This window comes from Ruminococcus sp. OA3, from assembly GCF_022440845.1.
GTDB lineage: Bacteria > Bacillota > Clostridia > Lachnospirales > Lachnospiraceae > Ruminococcus_G.
This window is the reverse complement of record NZ_JAKNTO010000001.1, coordinates 1357708-1376353: the sequence shown is the minus strand read 5'-3', so window position 1 is coordinate 1376353 and position 18646 is coordinate 1357708. Positions and strand designations below refer to the sequence as shown.

Genomic DNA, 18646 nt, shown 5'->3' with positions numbered 1-18646 from the left:
GCATTGGCAAGAAAAAGTAACAATTACTGTCCTTTTACGTGTTCCTTGGTGATCAGCTCATCCAGCTGTTCTTTGCTCAGCCCTTCCGTGCTCTCCTTCATAAACATTACTTTAACCGTCATGAAGATCAGTTTCAGATCCAGCAAAAGAGAATAATTCTCAATATACATCAGGTCCAGTTTCAGTTTGTCATATGCGGTCGTATTGTATTTTCCATAAACCTGTGCATATCCCGTCAGCCCCGCTTTTACTTTAAGTCTGTAAGAAAACTCCGGAATCGCTGTCTCATATTTTTTTATGATCTCAGGGCGCTCCGGTCTCGGTCCCACAAGACTCATATCACCTTTCAGGATATTAAAAAGCTGCGGAAGTTCATCCAGCCTGGTGGCCCGGATAAATTTTCCGATCGGAGTGATACGGCTGTCATTCTTCGTTGCCAGGACAGCCACCCCGTTCTTTTCCGCATCCACGATCATACTGCGAAACTTATAAACATGAAACTTTTTTCCATTAACAGTAACACGTTCCTGTTTAAACAAAGCCGGTCCGCGGTCATACAGTTTTACCGCGATCGCTGTCAGCAGCATAAACGGACTGGCCACCACCAGCAATACCAGTGACACTGCAAAATCCATGGCGCGCTTCAGCAAACGCTGTTCAAAGCTGAGTCCCTGATTTCTTGACAGAAACAGGGGTGTGTCAAACAGATGTAATATCTCTGAATTCTTCAATATAATATCAGAAATCTTGGGGGTTGTGTAAACCCTTATTCCCCTCTGATAACAGTACTTCAGCAGATGGTTTCTGCTTTTCGCATGGATATCACACAGTATCACACCGTCATATTTCAGGATCAGCTTCTCAACCTCTTCCATGCTCCCCTGAATATTCACATGCTCACAGATGTTGTATTTGTCGCGGCGCTCATACATTTTCCGCATCAGGGGCTGCGGCGGCCGTTCCTCATAGACCAGCAGCATTTTCCGCGGCGGAAACGCCTTATAGTACAGCATATGAAATACCTGGATAAACACCACCGCGATCAGTATATCCACCACAGTCATCCCCAGAGTAACGGTGATCAGCCATCTAAGACGATACAGCTTGCCTGAAATCAACAGAATCTGAATCAGCACGATCACATGCATGGCAACGATCGACAGCACCTGCGACAGGATAATACTGCTTTTTTCATATAGCCGATTTTAAGGCCTCCGAAAGCATTCAGAAATACAAGCAGCAGGATCAGATAAACTGCAATCATCAGCAGATTTCCCTTATTCATATACGGTTTGCGCAGTTCCTGATTATAGAAGCGGTACCAGCAGAAGGCAAAGACTGCCGTCTGAGCCGCTACCAGGATCATGGCAGAAAAAAAGCGCATAATTCGTTTGTATTGTTCAAAATCTTTTCTTTGGTTCATCTATTCTCACCTGGTATCATATAATTTTTTACATTATACTACATACGCTATTTGTTTGAAAGGTTAATTTTTTTGGCAATAACATTCAGCACATTTTCCACCCCATGCCCGCAGCTCTTCACAAACTCCTTTCGAAACCTTACTGTCTGCTGAACTGCGGCCTCATATGCGCACGGTTCCTTCAGGCTGTTCAGCAGTCTCAGCAGCTCCTCCTCTGTTATACTGCCCCCCGGCATCCACTCCCGTATATCGAAGTACATCCCGCGCGCCGCCTCATACTGATCATAGTCATAAGCAAAACATACCATTGGCTTTTCCAGGATCGAATAATCAAAAAACACGCTTGAATAGTCAGATACAAGGATATCGGAAGCAATCATCAGTTCATTCAGAGATTCATAATCTGATACATCACGGATGCATTTTTTGTCATCCGGAAGTTTCATGCTGCGCACTGTCTCATAATGTGCCCGCACCAGAATAACCGTTTCATAACCCAGCGTCTCGGGCCACTTTTCCCATTGAATCGGCGGGGCAAACACACACTGCAGAGCATCGTTCTTCTCATACTCCCGGAAAGTGGGTGCATAAAGGACTGCACACTGTCCGGGAGCAATCCCCAGTTTTTCCCTGCACATCCGGCGTCTGTCATCCGACGCCTGCGCCAGCTCATCGTTGCGTGGAAGACCGGTAACCTGACAGATTCCAGGCTTTAGTTCAAATACCCTGGTAAATATCTCCGCCTCATAGACGGACTGCGTTGTGAACAGGTCCATGTTCCATGAGTTCCTGCTTTTAAATGACGTATTCTGTTCTTTCAGGTCGTTTCCCATCTTTTTAAGGGGTGTCCCATGCCAGGTATTCACAAAAAAAGTATGTTTGCCAACAAATCCAAGCCCTCGTTCCAGGGAAGAGTTGGTAATCCACACCCTGGCTTTCAGCGCCGTCAGGAAATAGGAAAACGTATCTGCCCTGATCTTTTCCCCGTTATCCAGCGAAAACTTCTCCGGATCCTGAAACGCCCATACAAATCGAAAATCTGAAAACCTGGGATCCCGGCGCATCGCTTCATAGATGGCTCTCGGGCTGTCATTGAATGATTTCCCCCCAAAACTGTTGAACAGGATCAGTCTGTCATCTGTCCTGACAAACAGTTTCAAAAAATTCAGAAACCAGGTTCCCAGATAATAATACAATGCATATACCGGTCTGCAGTATTTGATAAGAGACATCAGTTTTCTTTTCATCCCAAAACCTCATGATAAACGCGGCTCATCACCTTTTCCACCTCACACGTATCGTATCTTACGACCGCTCTCTGATTATAAGCCCCCATTTTTCTGCAGAGCTCAGGATCTCTTTTAAGACGCCTGATTCCGTCTGCGAATTCATCAGGCTCCCTGGAGCTGACCAGGATGCCTCCCCGGCCTTCCTCGATCAGATCGACATTTCCCCTGATACGCGACGCAAGCGCCGGCAGTCCTTTTGCCATAGACTCCATCAGTGCCACTGACAGTCCCTCACGGTGCGAAGGAAATACAAACAGATCGGCGGCTTCATATATTTGCTCCACATCATCCCGGTATCCCAGCAGCGAAACGCAGTCCGAAAGACCTTTGTCTGAGATTTCCCTGGCGAGCCGGTCCTGCAGGCAGCCTTTTCCGCAGATCAGATACCGGATGTTTGACCGGTCCATCTTCTGCAACGCCTCAAGGACAACAACATGATTCTTATTGGCATCCAGTTCCCCCACGGAGAGCAGACAAAAATCATCAGGCCCTACCCCCAGTGATCTGCGGAAAGCCTCTTTGTCGAGCAGCTTCCGTTCCCGGGCGGAAGACAGGTCGATCCCCACCCCCGGGATCCTCACCACTTTATTTGCATGAAATTTGCGTGCACGCTGGTAATCTTCACGGTTAATCGTTATCTGTACGTCCGTCCAGCGTGACAGCAGACGCTCCACCGGATAATAAATCATCCAGTTGATAAGCGGTGCGCCTTTAAAAAAGTGAAAGCCGTGTGCCGTGTAGATAATCTTAAGCCCCCGCTTCCGATAGGTTCTCCCGGCCAGACGTGCCATGGCACCGCCCATAGGCGTATGGCAGTGAATGAGTTCAAAGTGTTCCGATGCCAGAAGCTCCTTCAGTACGCGGTATGCATGAATATTTTTCACCTTAAACGGAGAGCGCTCGAACGGAACCTGATGACAGACCACACCTGATCCCTTCAGCTTTTCCGCACTGTTCCCGTAAGAAGACTGCTTAAAATCAGCCGCATAATGAACCTCATATCCGATGCTCTGCAGATACCGGACATTTCTCATCTCAAACTGCGGTATAAAATCTCCCACATGTGTCACCAGCAATACTTTCTTCATACCTTATCCCCTTCTGCCCGTCCCACACAAAGCATGAAGCCGGTCGATCACCGCCCGGCTGGTGTGCGGACCGTCCAGATAATTAAATTTACTGTGGAAGGTCCGATACCGTTCGTCATATGCAAATTCACTGTATACCCGCCTTACAGCCCGATACAGCTCCTCTTCCGTACTCACAATATCTCCTGGAAGCTCCCTGATATCCAGGTAGAAATCCCTGATATTCTCCTGGTAAGCTTCAAGGTCATACATAAAAAACAGCACCGGGCGTTTCAGATTGGCATAATCAAAGAAGACGCTGGAATAGTCCGTGATCAGCAGATCACTGACAAGATACAGTTCATTGATATTATCCCAGCGGGTCGCATCGATAATTATCCCTTTCCACGGCCTCAGATCCACCTGTTCCGTAACAAAATAATGGGTGCGGAACAACATAACATACTCATCACCCAGCTCCCGGCAAAAGTTTTCCAGTTCAAACCCCATGGTAAATGCACATCCGTCCTGTGTGTGCTGATCATCTCTGAAGGTGGGGGCATACAGGATCACCTTCTTATCCCCCGGAATCCCCAGCTGCCTTTTTATCTCGCTCACTTTTGCAGTATCCGGCTGAAACAACTCATCATTTCTGGGATATCCAAGCTCCAGCACTTTTCTGTGTTTGTCGTCCTCACGAAGCCCGAATGCCGACGCGATTTTTTCTGTGTAAAAAGAAGAGGGAGACAAAAAGTACGTCACTCGTCCGCCCTCTTTCTGATAGTCCTTTTTTATCTCCGCGGAGGAAAGCACATTGTTCCCTTCCACCATAATGTCACATCCCAGCCTTTTCAGCGGAGTTCCATGCCACGTCTGTAAAAAACACTGGTCACTCCCCGGGACAAGGCAGTGGCGGGTTCTTGAATTGACGATCCAGAACTTCGCCCGTGCAAACGCCTCATAGTATTCCCGTGTTCCCAGTTTCACGATCGTCGTGTTTGGGTTTTTCAGCATCCAGGAATACTTTTCAGGCTCCCTGAATACCCAGATGAAACGGTATCCCTCCCGGGCCTCTTTTTTCAGCAGCTCTTCATAAATTGCCCTGGGACTGCAGGCATACTGCCTTCCCTGATAAGATTCAAAGACATAGAGCTTGTCATCCGTCCTGCACCGCCTGCGGATCATCTTATATTCTATATTCCATACAGCCCGCCCTGCCGTCCTGGCAGCGCGCCGCAGCAGCGTATTCTGTTTTATCATTCGGTACAATGCCAATTTCAATCCTGCCATTTCTAAATCCTCTTTTCCTTAGTCTGCCGGATCCAGACGGTAAACACGGTGCCCCTTGACATCTCCTACCACCACATAGCCCATCGCATCAAAGTCGTCCCTCGTCTGTCCGGTACGGTCCCATACAAAATAATTGATTCCCTCCTCACGAAGAAGGTGGTTGATCGTTTCCGCATCAGCTTCATCACTGCTCATCTGCGAAAAAATGCCTGCCTGTGTCTGGGTCAGATCTTCACGCCGGAATGCATTTCTGCCATACGGCATATAGAACGACGCATCATACTGGCGGATATAGCATACGAGATGATTCGGCACTACAACGTACACGTCCTCAATCCCCTGTTCAGCGGCATCGGCTTTTATCAGCTTGCAGACGGACACCGTAGGGGACGGAAGCTTATAAAGATCTGTCTTTGCCGTATAATGCCCCTGAAAATAAACGCAGGTCCCGGTGACGCCGATGACAGCCACCATGACGGCCAGCAAAACAGCCTGTACTCCTTTTGACCTGAGTCTGGATAAAAACAGAGCACCCGCATAGGCGATGATCAGGATTGATGGCAGTATCCAGAACATCCTCCAGTAAACGGATCGACCGATAAAATTCTTCATAATCAGATCTGCCGTATATGGACAGAGATACAGTCCCGCAAACAACAGGGAAAACACAATGAAGATTATATTCTCTTTTTTCTTTTTTACTGTCAGGAGCAGATACAGCAGTGCAACCGCCAGTAAAATAATGTGCCAGCTGCCGTTCGTATATTTCTCAAACATCTCCAGCACAGTCGTCCATGTTTTCTGCATGCTTATTCTCCATAATTATTTAATGATCAGATAGATTACCGAATATACGATATTCGGAATGCAGCATAAAAAGCTGTATAGAATAATCTTTCCATTCCAGAACCGCACAGCACTGACAACAGCCAGCAGACCGAGTACCACTGCTCCCAGCATAATCCCCATGGAGGAAACCAGGCAGCAGGACAGCATCAGTGCACCCAGCATGATATAGTCCAGTGCATGATGCTTTTTTCCATAGGCTCGAAACCCGTAATAGAATACTCCAGGGAGCAGCGCCCCCGCCAGCACAGCTTTTCCCTGCCAGACACGGATCAGCAGGAATGTCCCCTGCGTATACACTGAATATCCGGAGAATATATAAACTGCAGCCGCCAGGATCAGAAAATATCCAACCGCCTCTTTTTTTTCCCCGAACAGACGTCTGCCCAGCATCGCATAGATCATATATGCAAATGGAATAAAGATTATCGGAAATATGGTGTGCGCGATAATTGTTACGTGTACACCCGTAATTGCACCGATGACCGCTACAAAAACAGGAAATGGCGAAAGTACATATCGGGAAGGCAGCTCATCATACGTCTCTCCGGTATACGGATCCACTTCAAACATGGAATCCGTCTCCACCGCTGCAGCAGCAGCTCCCACATAGAAGGAGTCATCATCATCCACATGCTGCCCCACTGCAAGCACAGCAGTCTGCAGTACAATGATCAGGACTGCCGCCCAGGACTGCCACGGCAGCGCAGCTGTCCGTCTAAAAAATGATATCAGCATCTTTCCGTAGAATGTCACATTCAGAATCAGTGACAACACGCACAAAACGGCAATTACTCCGCCGTATATGCGGAGCATCACCGTCAGTGTCGTATGCATAAAAATCATGGGAACCGCCAGCAGCTCACAGAGAGCCATCATGATGATAATTCCTGAACAGTAATTCAGGATCAGCGAATCCCGTTCTTCTCTTGCAAATTTTGTGTACAGCATGCCGAGCATCATGGGGACAATCCCCATGAATAAAATCAGCATGCCAATCTGAGAAAGTGTCATATTCCCGTCCTCTATTCTTCTGGGTCCTCTTCCGGCTCCGGATACTCGACCCGATTCTCAATACGGAGAACTTCAAGCTCTGCCCTGCGCTTTTTCTTCTTCTGGAAGCGTTTTACACTTAAAATCACATAGCTTGCCCCAACAGCCACAAGCGCTGCACAGAGCACCCACAGAAAGACTGTGTATTTCCATACATAAACCACCTGAATATCATGCGGTCTCTGGATATTTGCAAATGTAAATTCTTCATCATCCACGATATGTTTAACCTTCACGCCATCCACATAGATCTTCTTCAATACATAGTCTTTTGCCGGCTTAAAGGAAACTGTATAGTTCTCATCGCGGTATACGCGGCTCGCACTCTTCGATACGGTGCCGTTTTTCGCCTCAGCAGTCACCATATATGCAGGAATCTCTTTAAATGTTACCGAGACGCTGTGCGGAGTCTTGATCTTTTTAAATGTAACCGATGTCTGATCTTTATCCGGCACCGCATCTTTTCCGTCAACCACCAGTTTGTCGATCTCATAATGTTCATCCGGCGCGAACTTCACAGTGACATCCTTATCGCGGTATATCAGCTGTTTCTCATCAATCGTTCCATTTACTGCATCCGTCACGATTTCGAACTTCGGAATTTCCCTGCAGACGACGTTAATCCTGTGATCTCTCGTCAAACTTGAAAACACATAGGATTCCTTATACTCTCTGACCGTCACCGGCTGGTCATCAACCGTGATCTCTTTTACCTCATAATTTTCAATCGGCTGATACTCTATGGTATAATCACTGCCCAGGTCGATGCCTTCCGCTGAATCAGTGATCGTTCCGTTTTCTATGGACGTTTCGATATTATATGCCATGGGCAGCGTCGCACCATACAACGCGATCCTCCGGGGATTTCTGATGGCACAGCCCAGCACAAAGCTTCCCGGCGATAACTCCGAGATTGATTCAGCCTCTACAATCTCTGAATCTGATGCCAATGACAGCTGGTACTCTCCCAGCAGCTGCTGTTCCTTTCTGGAATATACCTGAACCGTTCCATTATATTTTGTATTCTTGTTGTACGGTATACTGATGATATCATCTCCGCAGACGCACAGGTCCTGAAACGTGCCTGCACCGCCCAGATCAATCATATCGCCAAGCTCATTGGTAATATTAAAATCCAGATCGGCTTCGACGAACCCAAATCCGCCGTCTCCGCTTTTTTGGATCAGATAATTATTATTTGTCAAACTGAAATCAATTGCCTGAACGTTCCAGGCGTCTGAAATTTTAACCTTACGTTTGAATTTCAGCGTGTCTGCGTCAACAATAAAAAGACAGCCTTTATTTTCAGGACTCAGATTTCTGCCTCCTGCGATCACAAGTTCCCGTGTATAGGGATTGTACGCCATCCCATTCCCATGCTCATAATCCATCTCTGTGATAGATTTCGCATAGCTGTAAGGCTGCACTTCATTTCCGTCCTCATCTGTCCCTCCCTTATAAAAAGCCACAAGGGTGTCCGGCTCCGGAGCCGCATTTGATGCATTGATCAGGCATACGACATACTTGTCCGTGCTGCACATAGCCTGAAGATTTGCCGTGTTATTCCCAATCTCATATTCCGTCAGCAGTGTCCACTCAGAATTCTGAAGAGCATCTGAGGATTTCAGATCCGCTCTGCATTCCACCGCACTGCACAGCAAAAGGACTGCCAGAAGACACAACGCTTTCAGCAATTTTCTGTGTTTTTTTCTAGTTTGTACCATAACCCTGAATTATATATACTCCTGTCCCGAAAATTTTATCCCCTCAAATAAAATTCCATATAATCAGCGTTATTATAACACAAGTCAAAGGCAGATGCAAAAAAATGCGGTTTATTTTTCCATTTCTTCCTCAGGAATCTTCCGGTGCTGTCTCAGCTCCCTGAAAAATCCCCAAATGATCAAAATCATAATGATTCCAAGCGGGAACGCCGCAATGATGGATATCGTCTGCAGATTGGAGAGTGTACTCTCTGAAAACAGCAGTGCGATCGGCAGCAGGAGAAAGACACAGGACCAAAATGCCCGCAGTTTTTTTCGCGGTTCTTTCTCTCCAATCAGATCTTTTTCCGAATACCCCGCCACCACCAGTGTTATGGCATCAAATGTACTGGCATAAAACGCGATCATTGCCAGTATCAGTACCACCAGCGCAATCCTGGTGACCGGAAGCTGATCAAAAACTTGTAATATCACTTCAGCCGGTGAGGCCCCTCCGGCCAGCATGCCTGCCAGATCAGCTTTTCCCGTTGTCTGTATATGCAGTCCAAATCCACCGAACACAATAAATGACATATAAGTCCCCAAAAGTCCGCAGGACAGCCCTCCGAGAATCGTCTGTCTGATCGTGCGCCCCTCCGATATCTTTGCGATAAAGAACGGGGTTGCGACAAACCATGCGATCCAGTATGCCCAGTAAAAGATGGTCCAGTCCTGTGGAAAGCCTGTTCCGCCGCTTCCCGACAGCCTAAGCGGATCCATCCATGTGGACATGTGGAAGAAATTATTGACCACATTTCCGATCGCGGAGATTCCCGTCTCGATGATATAGATTTTGGGTCCGAAAACAAAGAATATTGCAAGCAGCACCCCAAATATCACAACGCAGATCGTTGCCAGATGCGAGATGGCTTTCATCCCCTTCATAACGGCAAAGATAAATACCACACCGATTACCAGCAGGATGATGATGGATGTGATCTCCGAAGTTTCTACCCCAAACACACGGCCGATCGCCGCCGACAGAAGTGGTGTTGCCAGTGAAAATGTGGTAGCTGTCCCGGCAAGCAGACCGACAACCGCGATAATATCGATGATACGTCCCGGCAGTTTGTCAGACCGGTCTTTCAGAAGGGGTCTGCACGCCTCGGACAGTGTCTGCCGCTTTCTGTTTTTGACAAACATCATATAGGCATAGGCACAGGCAGGCAGTATGTAGAATCCCCAGGGGATCGGACCCCAGTGAAACAGCGGATACGCAGACGCCCAGTCCTGCTGCTGCGCCAGCGTCATATTTTCCATCGCAAACGGCGTTGCCGTGTAATAGTAACACCATTCAATGAGCGACCAGTACAAAATGTCCGCCGCCATCGTCGAGGTAAAGATCATCGCTCCCCAGCTGAACGTACTGTATCGTGGCTTTTCCGTCTTACCCAGACGAATAGAGCCGTATCTGGAAAACGCCAGACCGACAGCAATCAGAATAACCGCCAGGCCCAGAATGATATAGAAAAACCCAAGTTCATTCACAAATATATTTCTGAGAAAACCAACAACATTTTGTGCCCGCCGCGGAAAACACATCAGCAGCACAGACAACACTGCGATCACAACCAATGGTACGACAGTAATCCCCCAGTCAATTCTCCGGTTTTTATTTTCCATAGCGCCCTTGATACTCCTCTCTCAGTTGTTTTGCCCGCATCAGACGGTCTGTCCCGTAAGTTCCAAAATCTTCCCCTTCACTTTCCTTCAGCACCGTCCAGGCACTCCACAGAATGTCCTGGCAGATTTTAAAGATCAGGATTTTTTCCTGTTCCTTCGCTCCCGCTTTCCCCTGAAAATAATGCTGGAGCAGCAGCTCCTCTTCATCCACAGTAAATTCACACTCTAAAAGATGAGATGCCAGATCCCACATGGGATCGTTATACCCGGAATACTCCCAGTCGATCAGATACATTCTGCCGTTGATATCCAACACCAGATTTTCAGGCACAAGATCATTGTGACACGGCTTCCTGTCCAGGCCGATCTGCTGCAGCCGTTCCTGAAGGGTGTAAAAGAAACGGTCCATCTCCTCAAACCCCTCATACCATACGGCACCGTTCTTTGCAATCATTCGTTTATATTTCTCGTACTCCTCCCGCACAGAAAAATTCCCATACAGCTTCATCCCGGAATGGTGCAACATTCGCAGAATTCCTGTCGTCTTCCTGATCATCTCTTCAAGACGTGCTGTTTTTCCGTTTAAAGTCACCGCACCGTGAATGCATTCTGTCACTTTTACACCCGAATCCACATTAAAATAGACATTTACCGGATTGATTCCGGCTGCCGATGCGAGTGCACTGTTATGCTGCTCACTTTTCCGGTTGATCATCTCGTCCGTACACGCCCCTGGTATCCGGAGTATGTACTCCTGCCCATGTACGCGTACAAAGAAGTTGGTATTCGTCATGCCCCCGCCGATACGGACTTCCTCAATCTCACTGTCATCAAGTTTCATACAGTGTTTCAGCGTTTCCCGGGCCCTGTTTTCTTTTTCCAGACGTTCGCGCTTTACGATACGCGGATAAATCCGGTTTATGGCCATATCATAGAGACTCTGATTTTCAATGACCGTCCATGCGAGGTCATCCTGAAAAACTCCCTGAATCTTATACAAACGCCCGATCGCTTCCAACACATACTCGTAATTCAGCATCGGATTCGTATTGTCCCTGAAATATTCCAGCATCTTCTGAAACAACCGCAGCGTGATCCTGCTGATTCCAAGCATTTCTCCGTCAATGTGATTCATCTGGCGGATATCTTTGGATATTCTAAATACTGTCCGGTCCCTGCCGAGCTCCACATATGCCTCGTCACTGGAGCCGCTGGGAACCGTCATTAAGATACAGTTGGGGACGGGCTGGTTCAGCAGCGCAGTCACCGCCTTTTCTTCAAAGATCTGATTGCTCTCCACCAGCAAAAAATCTTCCCCGACAAAATCAGCCGCCAGCGAAAGGGATTCCATTGTCCCGGTCCATTTATAACGCGGATTACTGATGAGCGTAATATTACGTTTATCAAAATATGCGCGATACTGTTCCTCCATCGCCCCTGTTATGACACAGATCCGCTCAATTCCATTCTGTATCAGAATATGCAGAATTCGTTCGATGACAGTCACACCATTCAGTCTGAGCAGTCCTGCGGGGCAGGAAAATGCTGCGTTGTCTCCCGCTGCCAGGATAACTGCTGTCCTGACTTTATCTGTCCCGGCCTCAATTCTCAGCTTCACATTCTGCTGACCTTCCCGCAGCACTGCCAGATAAGATTCTCCCCGTTCTGTCAGATAATATCTTTTTCCCGACTTTAACAGATATTCCGCCTGCACCATATCCTTCAGCAACGCATTGACCGTCCCGAGTGACATCCCAGTCTCACCCGCTAATTCCCGCTGATTCTGAAATTCATGATGGTTCATCCAGTTCAGTATTTTTTCAAATTTTTCCGTTTTACTCATAACTTTACCTCTGTGTTCATTTTTTGAACATTTTTCATTATACAGATTGAACCACAAAAAGTCAAGGAGTAGTAGCACGTTTCATGTCAAAACTGAAAACCAGTGACTGACTTTATCCCTGATAAATATATACCGCTGTTGCTGACACTCTCTGGTACAGCTATCGGACGGTACCGACCGCTGACTCCAGTAAAAAGGATCAGAACTGTTCACTCACAGTTCTGATCCCGTACATTCTTTTTAAATATTAAAAGTTTACTCGCCACATAGTTAATCACGATAACCAGCACATTGGATATCACCTTCATGACCATGTCATTCCACCCGAGACGGTCCACGCAAATGTACATGACGGCCAGATCCAGCACACCTGTCAGCAGTCTGCATGCAAAAAAGGATGCAAGCTCCCGCATCATCAGGCTCTTCTCAAAAGATCTGCTCTCAAACACAAAGAGCTTATTGGTAATATAGGCGAACAGCACGGCGGCAGCCCATGCTGCCGCCGTGCTGCCTGCCGTTCCCATCTTCAGCATCCGTGCACAGAGGTAATATACGATGATATTGACCAGCGTTGTACATACGCCGAAGAAAAGATAACTGATCACACTTTTATATCTGTTCCACAACACTTTCATCTATCAGATGTTCGGGTCCGTCGGATCCCAGTTCTGGCTTGGCGGAATCAAAATTGTTGCCGGCTTATCGAACGGCAGATACAGGTTATCCCCGATTGTTACCTGCATGCCAATCGAACAGTTATCATAAATCCATTTTGCATCCCTTACACAGAGGCGCACACATCCGTGTGATGCAGGTGAACCCAAAAGGTTATATTCCCCTGCCGGAAGTGAATAAGGATTTGGAGCACTTCCCGCTACAGAATGGAACAGAACACCGCCGACAATTCTTGTCGCATACTGTCCCCAGGAAGGTCCCATCAATTCTTTCCAGCGATATTTGACTGTTGTGTTAAACGTACCTGCTGGCGTCGGTGTTCCTGGCAATCCCACGGAACATGTCATGGCTTTTACCGGAATCTGATAGTTCCCTTCTTTTTTATAAATCATTACCACATTGCGTACCCTGTCAACGGTCGCATAGTATGGTCCGCTGACCATACTGGATACATCCTGCACGAGCGATCCCTGTGGTCCTCCGCTGGAATTCGGGCGGAAATAGTATTTATAAGAATCCACATAATTCCATCCGGTTGCCATCGCGCCGTTTGATTTCAGATAGTACCACTGACTGCCGTCTCTCAGCCATCCTGTTTTCACGGTACCGTTCGACTGGAAATAGTACCACGTATTGGATATTTTCTGCCAGCCGTTCTTGGCCATCTGACCTTTGGTGCCGTATGCACCTGTCTCCTGCAGATAGTATTTCTTGCCATCAATGTTCTGCCAGCCTGTCAGCAGGCGCCCCGCATTGCCCACTACACCCGCGCGCTGGAAGAAAAAGCGTTTGTTTCCGATTGTCTGCCAGCCTGTCAGGCGGGCACCTTTCGAGCCGTATGCACCAGTCGGCTTAAAGTAGAAGACCTTACCGCTGATTCCTCTCCAGCCAGTATACATCTGCCCCTGGACGCCCTTTACACCGCCCTGCTGAAAGTAAAATACCTGGCCGTCGATCGTTCGCCAGCTGGTATACATCTTACCGATATTTCCATCTGAATTCCCCTTCTGGAAATAGAACACTTTCTGATTCAGCGTTTTGAATCCCGTGTATAACTGGCCCTTCTCTCCGATATTTCCTCCCATCTGGAGATAGTAAACATTCTTTCCAATCGTCCTCCAGCCTGTATACATCTGGCCTTTGGATCCCGCGTCACCGCCGACCTGGAAATAGTATCTCTTGCCATTCATTGCCTTCCAGCCTGTTGACATTTTTCCGATATTTCCATCAGCATTTCCCACCTGAAAATAATAGACCTTGCCATTCATTGCCTTCCAGCCCGTATACATCTGGCCCTTGGCTCCGATATCACCGCCGATCTGAAAATAATAGTTGTTATTTCCAATCGTCTGCCAGCCTGTCAGCAGTCTGCCTTCTGCATCAAAAGCATATCTCTTTGAGCCTATAAGCTTAATGCCACCGCTCACCGGTACACCGTCTTCCCCGAGATAATAATATTTGTTTGCCTCAGTAACCCACACAGATTTCATCATTGCACCGAGACCCAGGGACGGTTCCTCACCATTCGGATTAAAATAGTAGTTCGTTCCGTTGACCGTCTGGAATCCTGTCTGTAAAATACCTGCGTCATTAAAGAAATACGTCTTGCCATTGATATCCTGCTGCAAGCCTTTTACAGGCTCTTCGCCTGTCGTCGTTCCGTAATAAAACCAGTCTGCCCCGACTTTCTGCCAGCCCGTCAGAGCCGCTGCATTTTGCGTCTCATCCGCAGAAGGCGCTGAGTTCCCGGCAAGCCCGCTGTTCGGTACAGAATCCGGCATGGCATCAACATTTCCTGTGTCATCCGTATCTTCCGGCTCTTCGGTTGCATCCGGCTCTACAGTTACAACCGGTTCTTCATCTTCCGGGGCAGTTACGTCCCCACCGTTACTTTCACTTTCCGTTGATGAGGGCTCCTGCTCACCCTGAAGAATACTTTCAGGCTGCAGGTCTCCCTCCTCCGCATGCACGATGCTGAAAGCCCCCAGGCTCAAACACATGCAAGCTGCAATTGCTATTATTTTCTTTTTCATCTTCCACAACACCTTTCACTTTTACTGTGTTCTACTGTTACTTGTATTTCCATAACACCAATCATACATTAGGGTCTGTCGGATCCCATGTCTGCCCTGCCGGTATCTTGATGGTTGCCGGTTTGTCAAACGGCAGATACATGTTGTCACGAATGACTACCTGCATACCCAGATCGCAGTTATCATAGATCCATTTGGCATCCCTGACGCAAAGACGCACACATCCATGAGATGCCGGAGCGCCAAGCATATTATAATTGCCCGCCGACAGATTGTACGATGTTGTATTGCTTCCCGCCACAGAGTGGAACAAAATGCCTGCAACAATTCTTGTACAGTACTGTCCATAGGAAGGTCCCATCAGTTCGCCCCAGCGCAATTTTTCAATCGTTCGGAATGGATACTGATACGAACTCCTTGGCGTTGGAGTATCCGGAAGCCCGACAGAACACGTCATTGCTTTCACAGGAATCCGATACTTCCCGGTCTCGTCCTTGGCAAAAATTGTCACAACGCAGTGTGTTCTGTCAATCTCTGCTCGATATCCGTCTTTTCCTTTCTGGCGCCCGATCATCCCCGACACATCCTGCATCAGAGATCCCTTCGGTCCCCCGTTGGAATTTGTTCTGAAATAATATTTATAACTGCTGATGCTTGTATCTCTGTAAGATGAATTGTTGATCGGCACATACGTCCAGCCGGTCGCCATCGCACCCTTTTCTTTGGGCTGCAGATAGTACCATTCATCTTTGTACCGCTGCCAGCCAGTCAGGCTTGCTCCGCGCACACCATGTGCACCCGTCTCTTTAAACCAGTATCTCTCTCCGTTAAGCGTCTTCCATCCGGTGTACATCTGGCCCTTCTCACCTTTGATGCCGTTTATCTGGAAATAATAGGACTTGCCATTCATCGTATGCCAGCCCGTATACAGTGCACCGACATTTCCGTCAGCGTTCCCTACCTGGAAATAATAAACTTTGCTGTTCATGGTCTTCCATCCGGTGTACATCTGGCCTTTCTCGCCTGCATTACCACCCATCTGGAAATAGTTGACGTTTTTTCCAATTGTACGCCAGCCCGTATACATCTGGCCTTTTTCTCCAACTTTGCCTCCGATCTGGAAATAATATCTTTTACCGCTCATCGTACGCAGACCCGTATACATTTTACCGATATTACCGTCCGAATTCCCCTTCTGGAAATAATAGACTTTGTTGTTCATCGTACGCCAGCCCGTATACATCTGGCCTTTTTCTCCGACATTGCCGCCCATCTGGAAGTAATTGATATTATCACCGATCGTACGCCAGCCCGTATACATGTGGCCCCGCTCTCCGAGATCTCCTCCCATCTGGAAATAGTAGACCCTGCCATTCATCATCTTACGGCCGGTATACATCTTACCGATGTTTCCATCATTGTTTCCCTTCTGGAAATAATAGACTTTGTTGTTCATCGTACGCCAGCCCGTATACATCTGGCCCTTCTCACCGATGTCTCCGCCCATCTGGAAATAATGAATATTGTTACCGATCGTCTGCCAGCCTGTATACATCCGGCCGCGTTCTCCGAAATCGCCGTCAGTCTGAAAATAGTAAACCTTTCCGTTCATCATCTTTCGGCCAGTATACATTGCACCAATATTTCCATCACCATTTCCCATCTGGAAATAATAGACCTTATTGCTCATAGTCTGCCAGCCCGTATACATCCGGCCTTTCTCGCCTGCAATTCCGTCTGCCTGAAGATAGTATGTATTATCACCGATCGTCTGCCAGCCTGTCAGAAGCTTGCCGTCCGCATCAAAACAATATCTTTTTGATCCGATCAATACCTGACCGATTGCGGGCACGCCGTCTTCTTTCAGATAGTAATCTGCTCCTCCCTCATTAATCCAAACAGAAGTCATCATTGCTCCGAGTCCCAGGGAAGGCTCCTGTCCATTCGGATTAAAATAGTACCTGACGCCTTCTATGGTCTGGAATCCCGTCTGCAGAATGCCTGTCTCATCAAAGAAATACATCTTGCCATTGACGGGCTGAAGCCCAGTCAGCACAGTTCCATCTACAGAATACGTCCATCCACCCTGCCCGTCCTGCTCCCAGGTACCGACGGTCACCTGATCAGCCGGATTAAGACCAGCAGTACCCTGTGACAGGTTGTTCTCCGCCTCCTCTTCAGGTGTGACCGGTAATTCTCCCGGCTGCATCTCTTCCAGAGTCACTTCCCCGGCGGTCTTCTCTTCCTCCGATTCTGTATTTTCCTCTGTTTCTTCAGGCTCCGTGCCTTCATCCTCTGCACTTTCCACAGTAACTTCCGGATCACCCGCTCCCTCTGATGCGGCGCTTACACACGTCACCATCATCAGGCTTATCCCTGCACACAGCAGGGCTGCACGTATTTTTCCATAAGACATAGCAATACACTCCTCTCCCTCAAACTCCACCTTCGCTATGTATAAATTTACACCATTACCATGGAAAAATCAACCGAAAACCCCTTTCATACTTATTAAGAAAGTATGAAGTCTTAATAAAAAAATCAGGGGCCCCCCGGAAGACTCAACTCCTCTCAGGGATCCCCTTATCCTTTTGTTTTTATTTGCATATTTCAACTGTTTTGCTGCAGTCTCCGGTTCACAGTCATTTCGGATCAACCCCCAGTGCTTTCTGTAGATATGCAATCGAATGTTCCCGGTTTTTCAGAAGCAGGCTGCGTGTCTCTTCTTTTCTGTCAAACGCCATACGTTCAAAGGCAGACCCTTCCTGCGCGTTATCCATCAGGTGATCCGTGAGGTTCAGCGTTTTAAGCAAATCAGAAGTCCTGCTGCCCGTTCCCGAGTGAAGCATTGATATAAACGGTTTTTCATAGATTACAGAGAATACCGTGCCATGAAAAGAATTGGTGAGGACAAATTCAGCATTCTCGATATAATCCAAGAACTCTCCCGGTATCGATGTAAAACATGTCTCCAGCTCATTGATAAAATATGGCTGTTCTCTTTTCTGCACGATGGGAAGTCCCAGTAAACGGGACATGTAATTTGCAAATTTTACAAGCTCTGTATTATACTCCATCATATATACAAATATATATTTTTCTTTGTGCTCCCTTGGAACTTTCAGCGCCTCATACTCTTCTTTATCAAGCAGCAGAGTAGGGTCCAGTACGACATCAATTTCTTTGTCTGTTAATTGAGAGAGCGCCGGACGTGCACTGGCCTCACGGACGGATATAGAATCCAGCTGCTCAAGCCCCCTGCGGTACTGCTCGTGATATACCGGAAGAATATAATCACTTCCTGTACTCGCCGCATAAGAAATCTTTTTTACATCATCACCCAGAAATTCCAGGAAAAAGGCAGGGTCATAACCGCCTGTATGCTGTACATTCCATACCTGATCACTTCCTACGATACAGGCGTCAAGACCCATCTCTGCATTCTTCAGCTCCTCATAAGTATGATACTCTCCAAGCAGATGGTATTCGTCTCTCATGAATTTCTCATATCTTTCATGCCGGAGTATAAGCTGCGGCCTCGTCAGTTTCCGATAAAACCGATACCGGCTCAGTCCTTTTGTCCGCGCCATGGGATCATAGAGATTATCTATCACATACGGTCTGTAATTGACTACAAACGGTTCTACCCCCATCCTCTCAAGCGCCGTCTGCAGTGCCCATGTCTGCAGGCTTGCTCCGAAATTATACGCACTGTGAAATGTTACGATACCTGTTTTCAAT

14 protein-coding genes are annotated in these 18646 nt (G+C 47.5%); all 14 read right to left on the bottom strand.

The window, feature by feature from the left end; genetic code table 11:
* Positions 1 to 23 precede the first annotated feature (23 nt).
* Entirely contained in the window at positions 24 to 1136 is a 1113-nt protein-coding gene (locus MCG98_RS06265; RefSeq protein WP_345891628.1) for a sugar transferase, read from the bottom strand.
* A gap of 2 nt (positions 1137 to 1138) precedes the next feature.
* On the bottom strand, positions 1139 to 1423 hold the full coding sequence (locus MCG98_RS18945; protein WP_345891627.1) for a hypothetical protein: 285 nt from the start codon (positions 1421 to 1423) through the stop codon (positions 1139 to 1141).
* Between the two features lie 47 nt (positions 1424 to 1470).
* Positions 1471 to 2670, bottom strand: a complete 1200-nt coding sequence (locus MCG98_RS06260; RefSeq protein ID WP_240300972.1) for a CDP-glycerol glycerophosphotransferase family protein — start codon at positions 2668 to 2670, stop codon at positions 1471 to 1473.
* Positions 2667 to 3800 (bottom strand): glycosyltransferase family 4 protein, encoded by a 1134-nt coding sequence (locus MCG98_RS06255; protein ID WP_240300970.1) that lies wholly within the window; start codon positions 3798 to 3800, stop codon positions 2667 to 2669. Before MCG98_RS06255 ends, MCG98_RS06260 begins: the two co-directional genes overlap by 4 nt.
* A gap of 3 nt (positions 3801 to 3803) precedes the next feature.
* Positions 3804 to 5069, bottom strand: coding sequence for a CDP-glycerol glycerophosphotransferase family protein (locus tag MCG98_RS06250; RefSeq protein ID WP_240300968.1), 1266 nt, complete (start codon positions 5067 to 5069; stop codon positions 3804 to 3806).
* A gap of 18 nt (positions 5070 to 5087) precedes the next feature.
* Positions 5088 to 5876: a hypothetical protein gene (locus MCG98_RS06245; protein ID WP_240300966.1), complete on the bottom strand. Its 789-nt coding sequence runs from the start codon at positions 5874 to 5876 to the stop codon at positions 5088 to 5090.
* Positions 5877 to 5891: 15 nt separating this feature from the next.
* Entirely contained in the window at positions 5892 to 6929 is a 1038-nt protein-coding gene (locus MCG98_RS06240; protein WP_240300964.1) for a DUF6077 domain-containing protein, read from the bottom strand.
* An 11-nt stretch (positions 6930 to 6940) separates the two neighbouring features.
* Positions 6941 to 8692, bottom strand: coding sequence for a hypothetical protein (locus MCG98_RS06235; RefSeq protein WP_240300962.1), 1752 nt, complete (start codon positions 8690 to 8692; stop codon positions 6941 to 6943).
* A gap of 111 nt (positions 8693 to 8803) precedes the next feature.
* Complete coding sequence (locus tag MCG98_RS06230; protein WP_240300961.1) at positions 8804 to 10354, bottom strand: BCCT family transporter; 1551 nt, start codon at positions 10352 to 10354, stop codon at positions 8804 to 8806.
* The gene (locus MCG98_RS06225; RefSeq protein ID WP_240300960.1) at positions 10344 to 12197 is read right to left on the bottom strand and encodes a phosphocholine cytidylyltransferase/choline kinase family protein; all 1854 of its coding nucleotides are present in this window, start codon (positions 12195 to 12197) and stop codon (positions 10344 to 10346) included. Before MCG98_RS06225 ends, MCG98_RS06230 begins: the two co-directional genes overlap by 11 nt.
* A 209-nt stretch (positions 12198 to 12406) precedes the next feature.
* Positions 12407 to 12802: a GtrA family protein gene (locus tag MCG98_RS06220; protein WP_240300959.1), complete on the bottom strand. Its 396-nt coding sequence runs from the start codon at positions 12800 to 12802 to the stop codon at positions 12407 to 12409.
* A 33-nt stretch (positions 12803 to 12835) separates the two neighbouring features.
* A complete protein-coding gene (locus MCG98_RS06215) occupies positions 12836 to 14905 on the bottom strand; it encodes a L,D-transpeptidase family protein (protein WP_240300958.1) in 2070 nt (689 codons plus the stop codon).
* 61 nt (positions 14906 to 14966) lie between these two features.
* Positions 14967 to 17321 (bottom strand): L,D-transpeptidase family protein, encoded by a 2355-nt coding sequence (locus MCG98_RS06210; protein WP_240300957.1) that lies wholly within the window; start codon positions 17319 to 17321, stop codon positions 14967 to 14969.
* A gap of 226 nt (positions 17322 to 17547) precedes the next feature.
* Positions 17548 to 18645: a polysaccharide pyruvyl transferase family protein gene (locus MCG98_RS06205; RefSeq protein WP_240300956.1), complete on the bottom strand. Its 1098-nt coding sequence runs from the start codon at positions 18643 to 18645 to the stop codon at positions 17548 to 17550.
* Position 18646 lies beyond the last annotated feature (1 nt).

What these genes read in the sequence shown, in the direction of transcription:
- MCG98_RS18945 (WP_345891627.1), bottom strand. Translation starts at nt 1,423, where the DNA reads ATGAACCAAAGAAAAGATTTTGAACAATACAAACGAATTATGCGCTTT.
- MCG98_RS06260 (WP_240300972.1), bottom strand. Translation starts at nt 2,670, where the DNA reads ATGAAAAGAAAACTGATGTCTCTTATCAAATACTGCAGACCGGTATAT.
- MCG98_RS06255 (WP_240300970.1), bottom strand. Translation starts at nt 3,800, where the DNA reads ATGAAGAAAGTATTGCTGGTGACACATGTGGGAGATTTTATACCGCAG.
- MCG98_RS06250 (WP_240300968.1), bottom strand. Translation starts at nt 5,069, where the DNA reads ATGGCAGGATTGAAATTGGCATTGTACCGAATGATAAAACAGAATACG.
- MCG98_RS06245 (WP_240300966.1), bottom strand. Translation starts at nt 5,876, where the DNA reads ATGCAGAAAACATGGACGACTGTGCTGGAGATGTTTGAGAAATATACG.
- MCG98_RS06240 (WP_240300964.1), bottom strand. Translation starts at nt 6,929, where the DNA reads ATGACACTTTCTCAGATTGGCATGCTGATTTTATTCATGGGGATTGTC.
- MCG98_RS06235 (WP_240300962.1), bottom strand. Translation starts at nt 8,692, where the DNA reads ATGGTACAAACTAGAAAAAAACACAGAAAATTGCTGAAAGCGTTGTGT.
- MCG98_RS06230 (WP_240300961.1), bottom strand. Translation starts at nt 10,354, where the DNA reads ATGGAAAATAAAAACCGGAGAATTGACTGGGGGATTACTGTCGTACCA.
- MCG98_RS06225 (WP_240300960.1), bottom strand. Translation starts at nt 12,197, where the DNA reads ATGAGTAAAACGGAAAAATTTGAAAAAATACTGAACTGGATGAACCAT.
- MCG98_RS06215 (WP_240300958.1), bottom strand. Translation starts at nt 14,905, where the DNA reads ATGAAAAAGAAAATAATAGCAATTGCAGCTTGCATGTGTTTGAGCCTG.
- MCG98_RS06210 (WP_240300957.1), bottom strand. Translation starts at nt 17,321, where the DNA reads ATGTCTTATGGAAAAATACGTGCAGCCCTGCTGTGTGCAGGGATAAGC.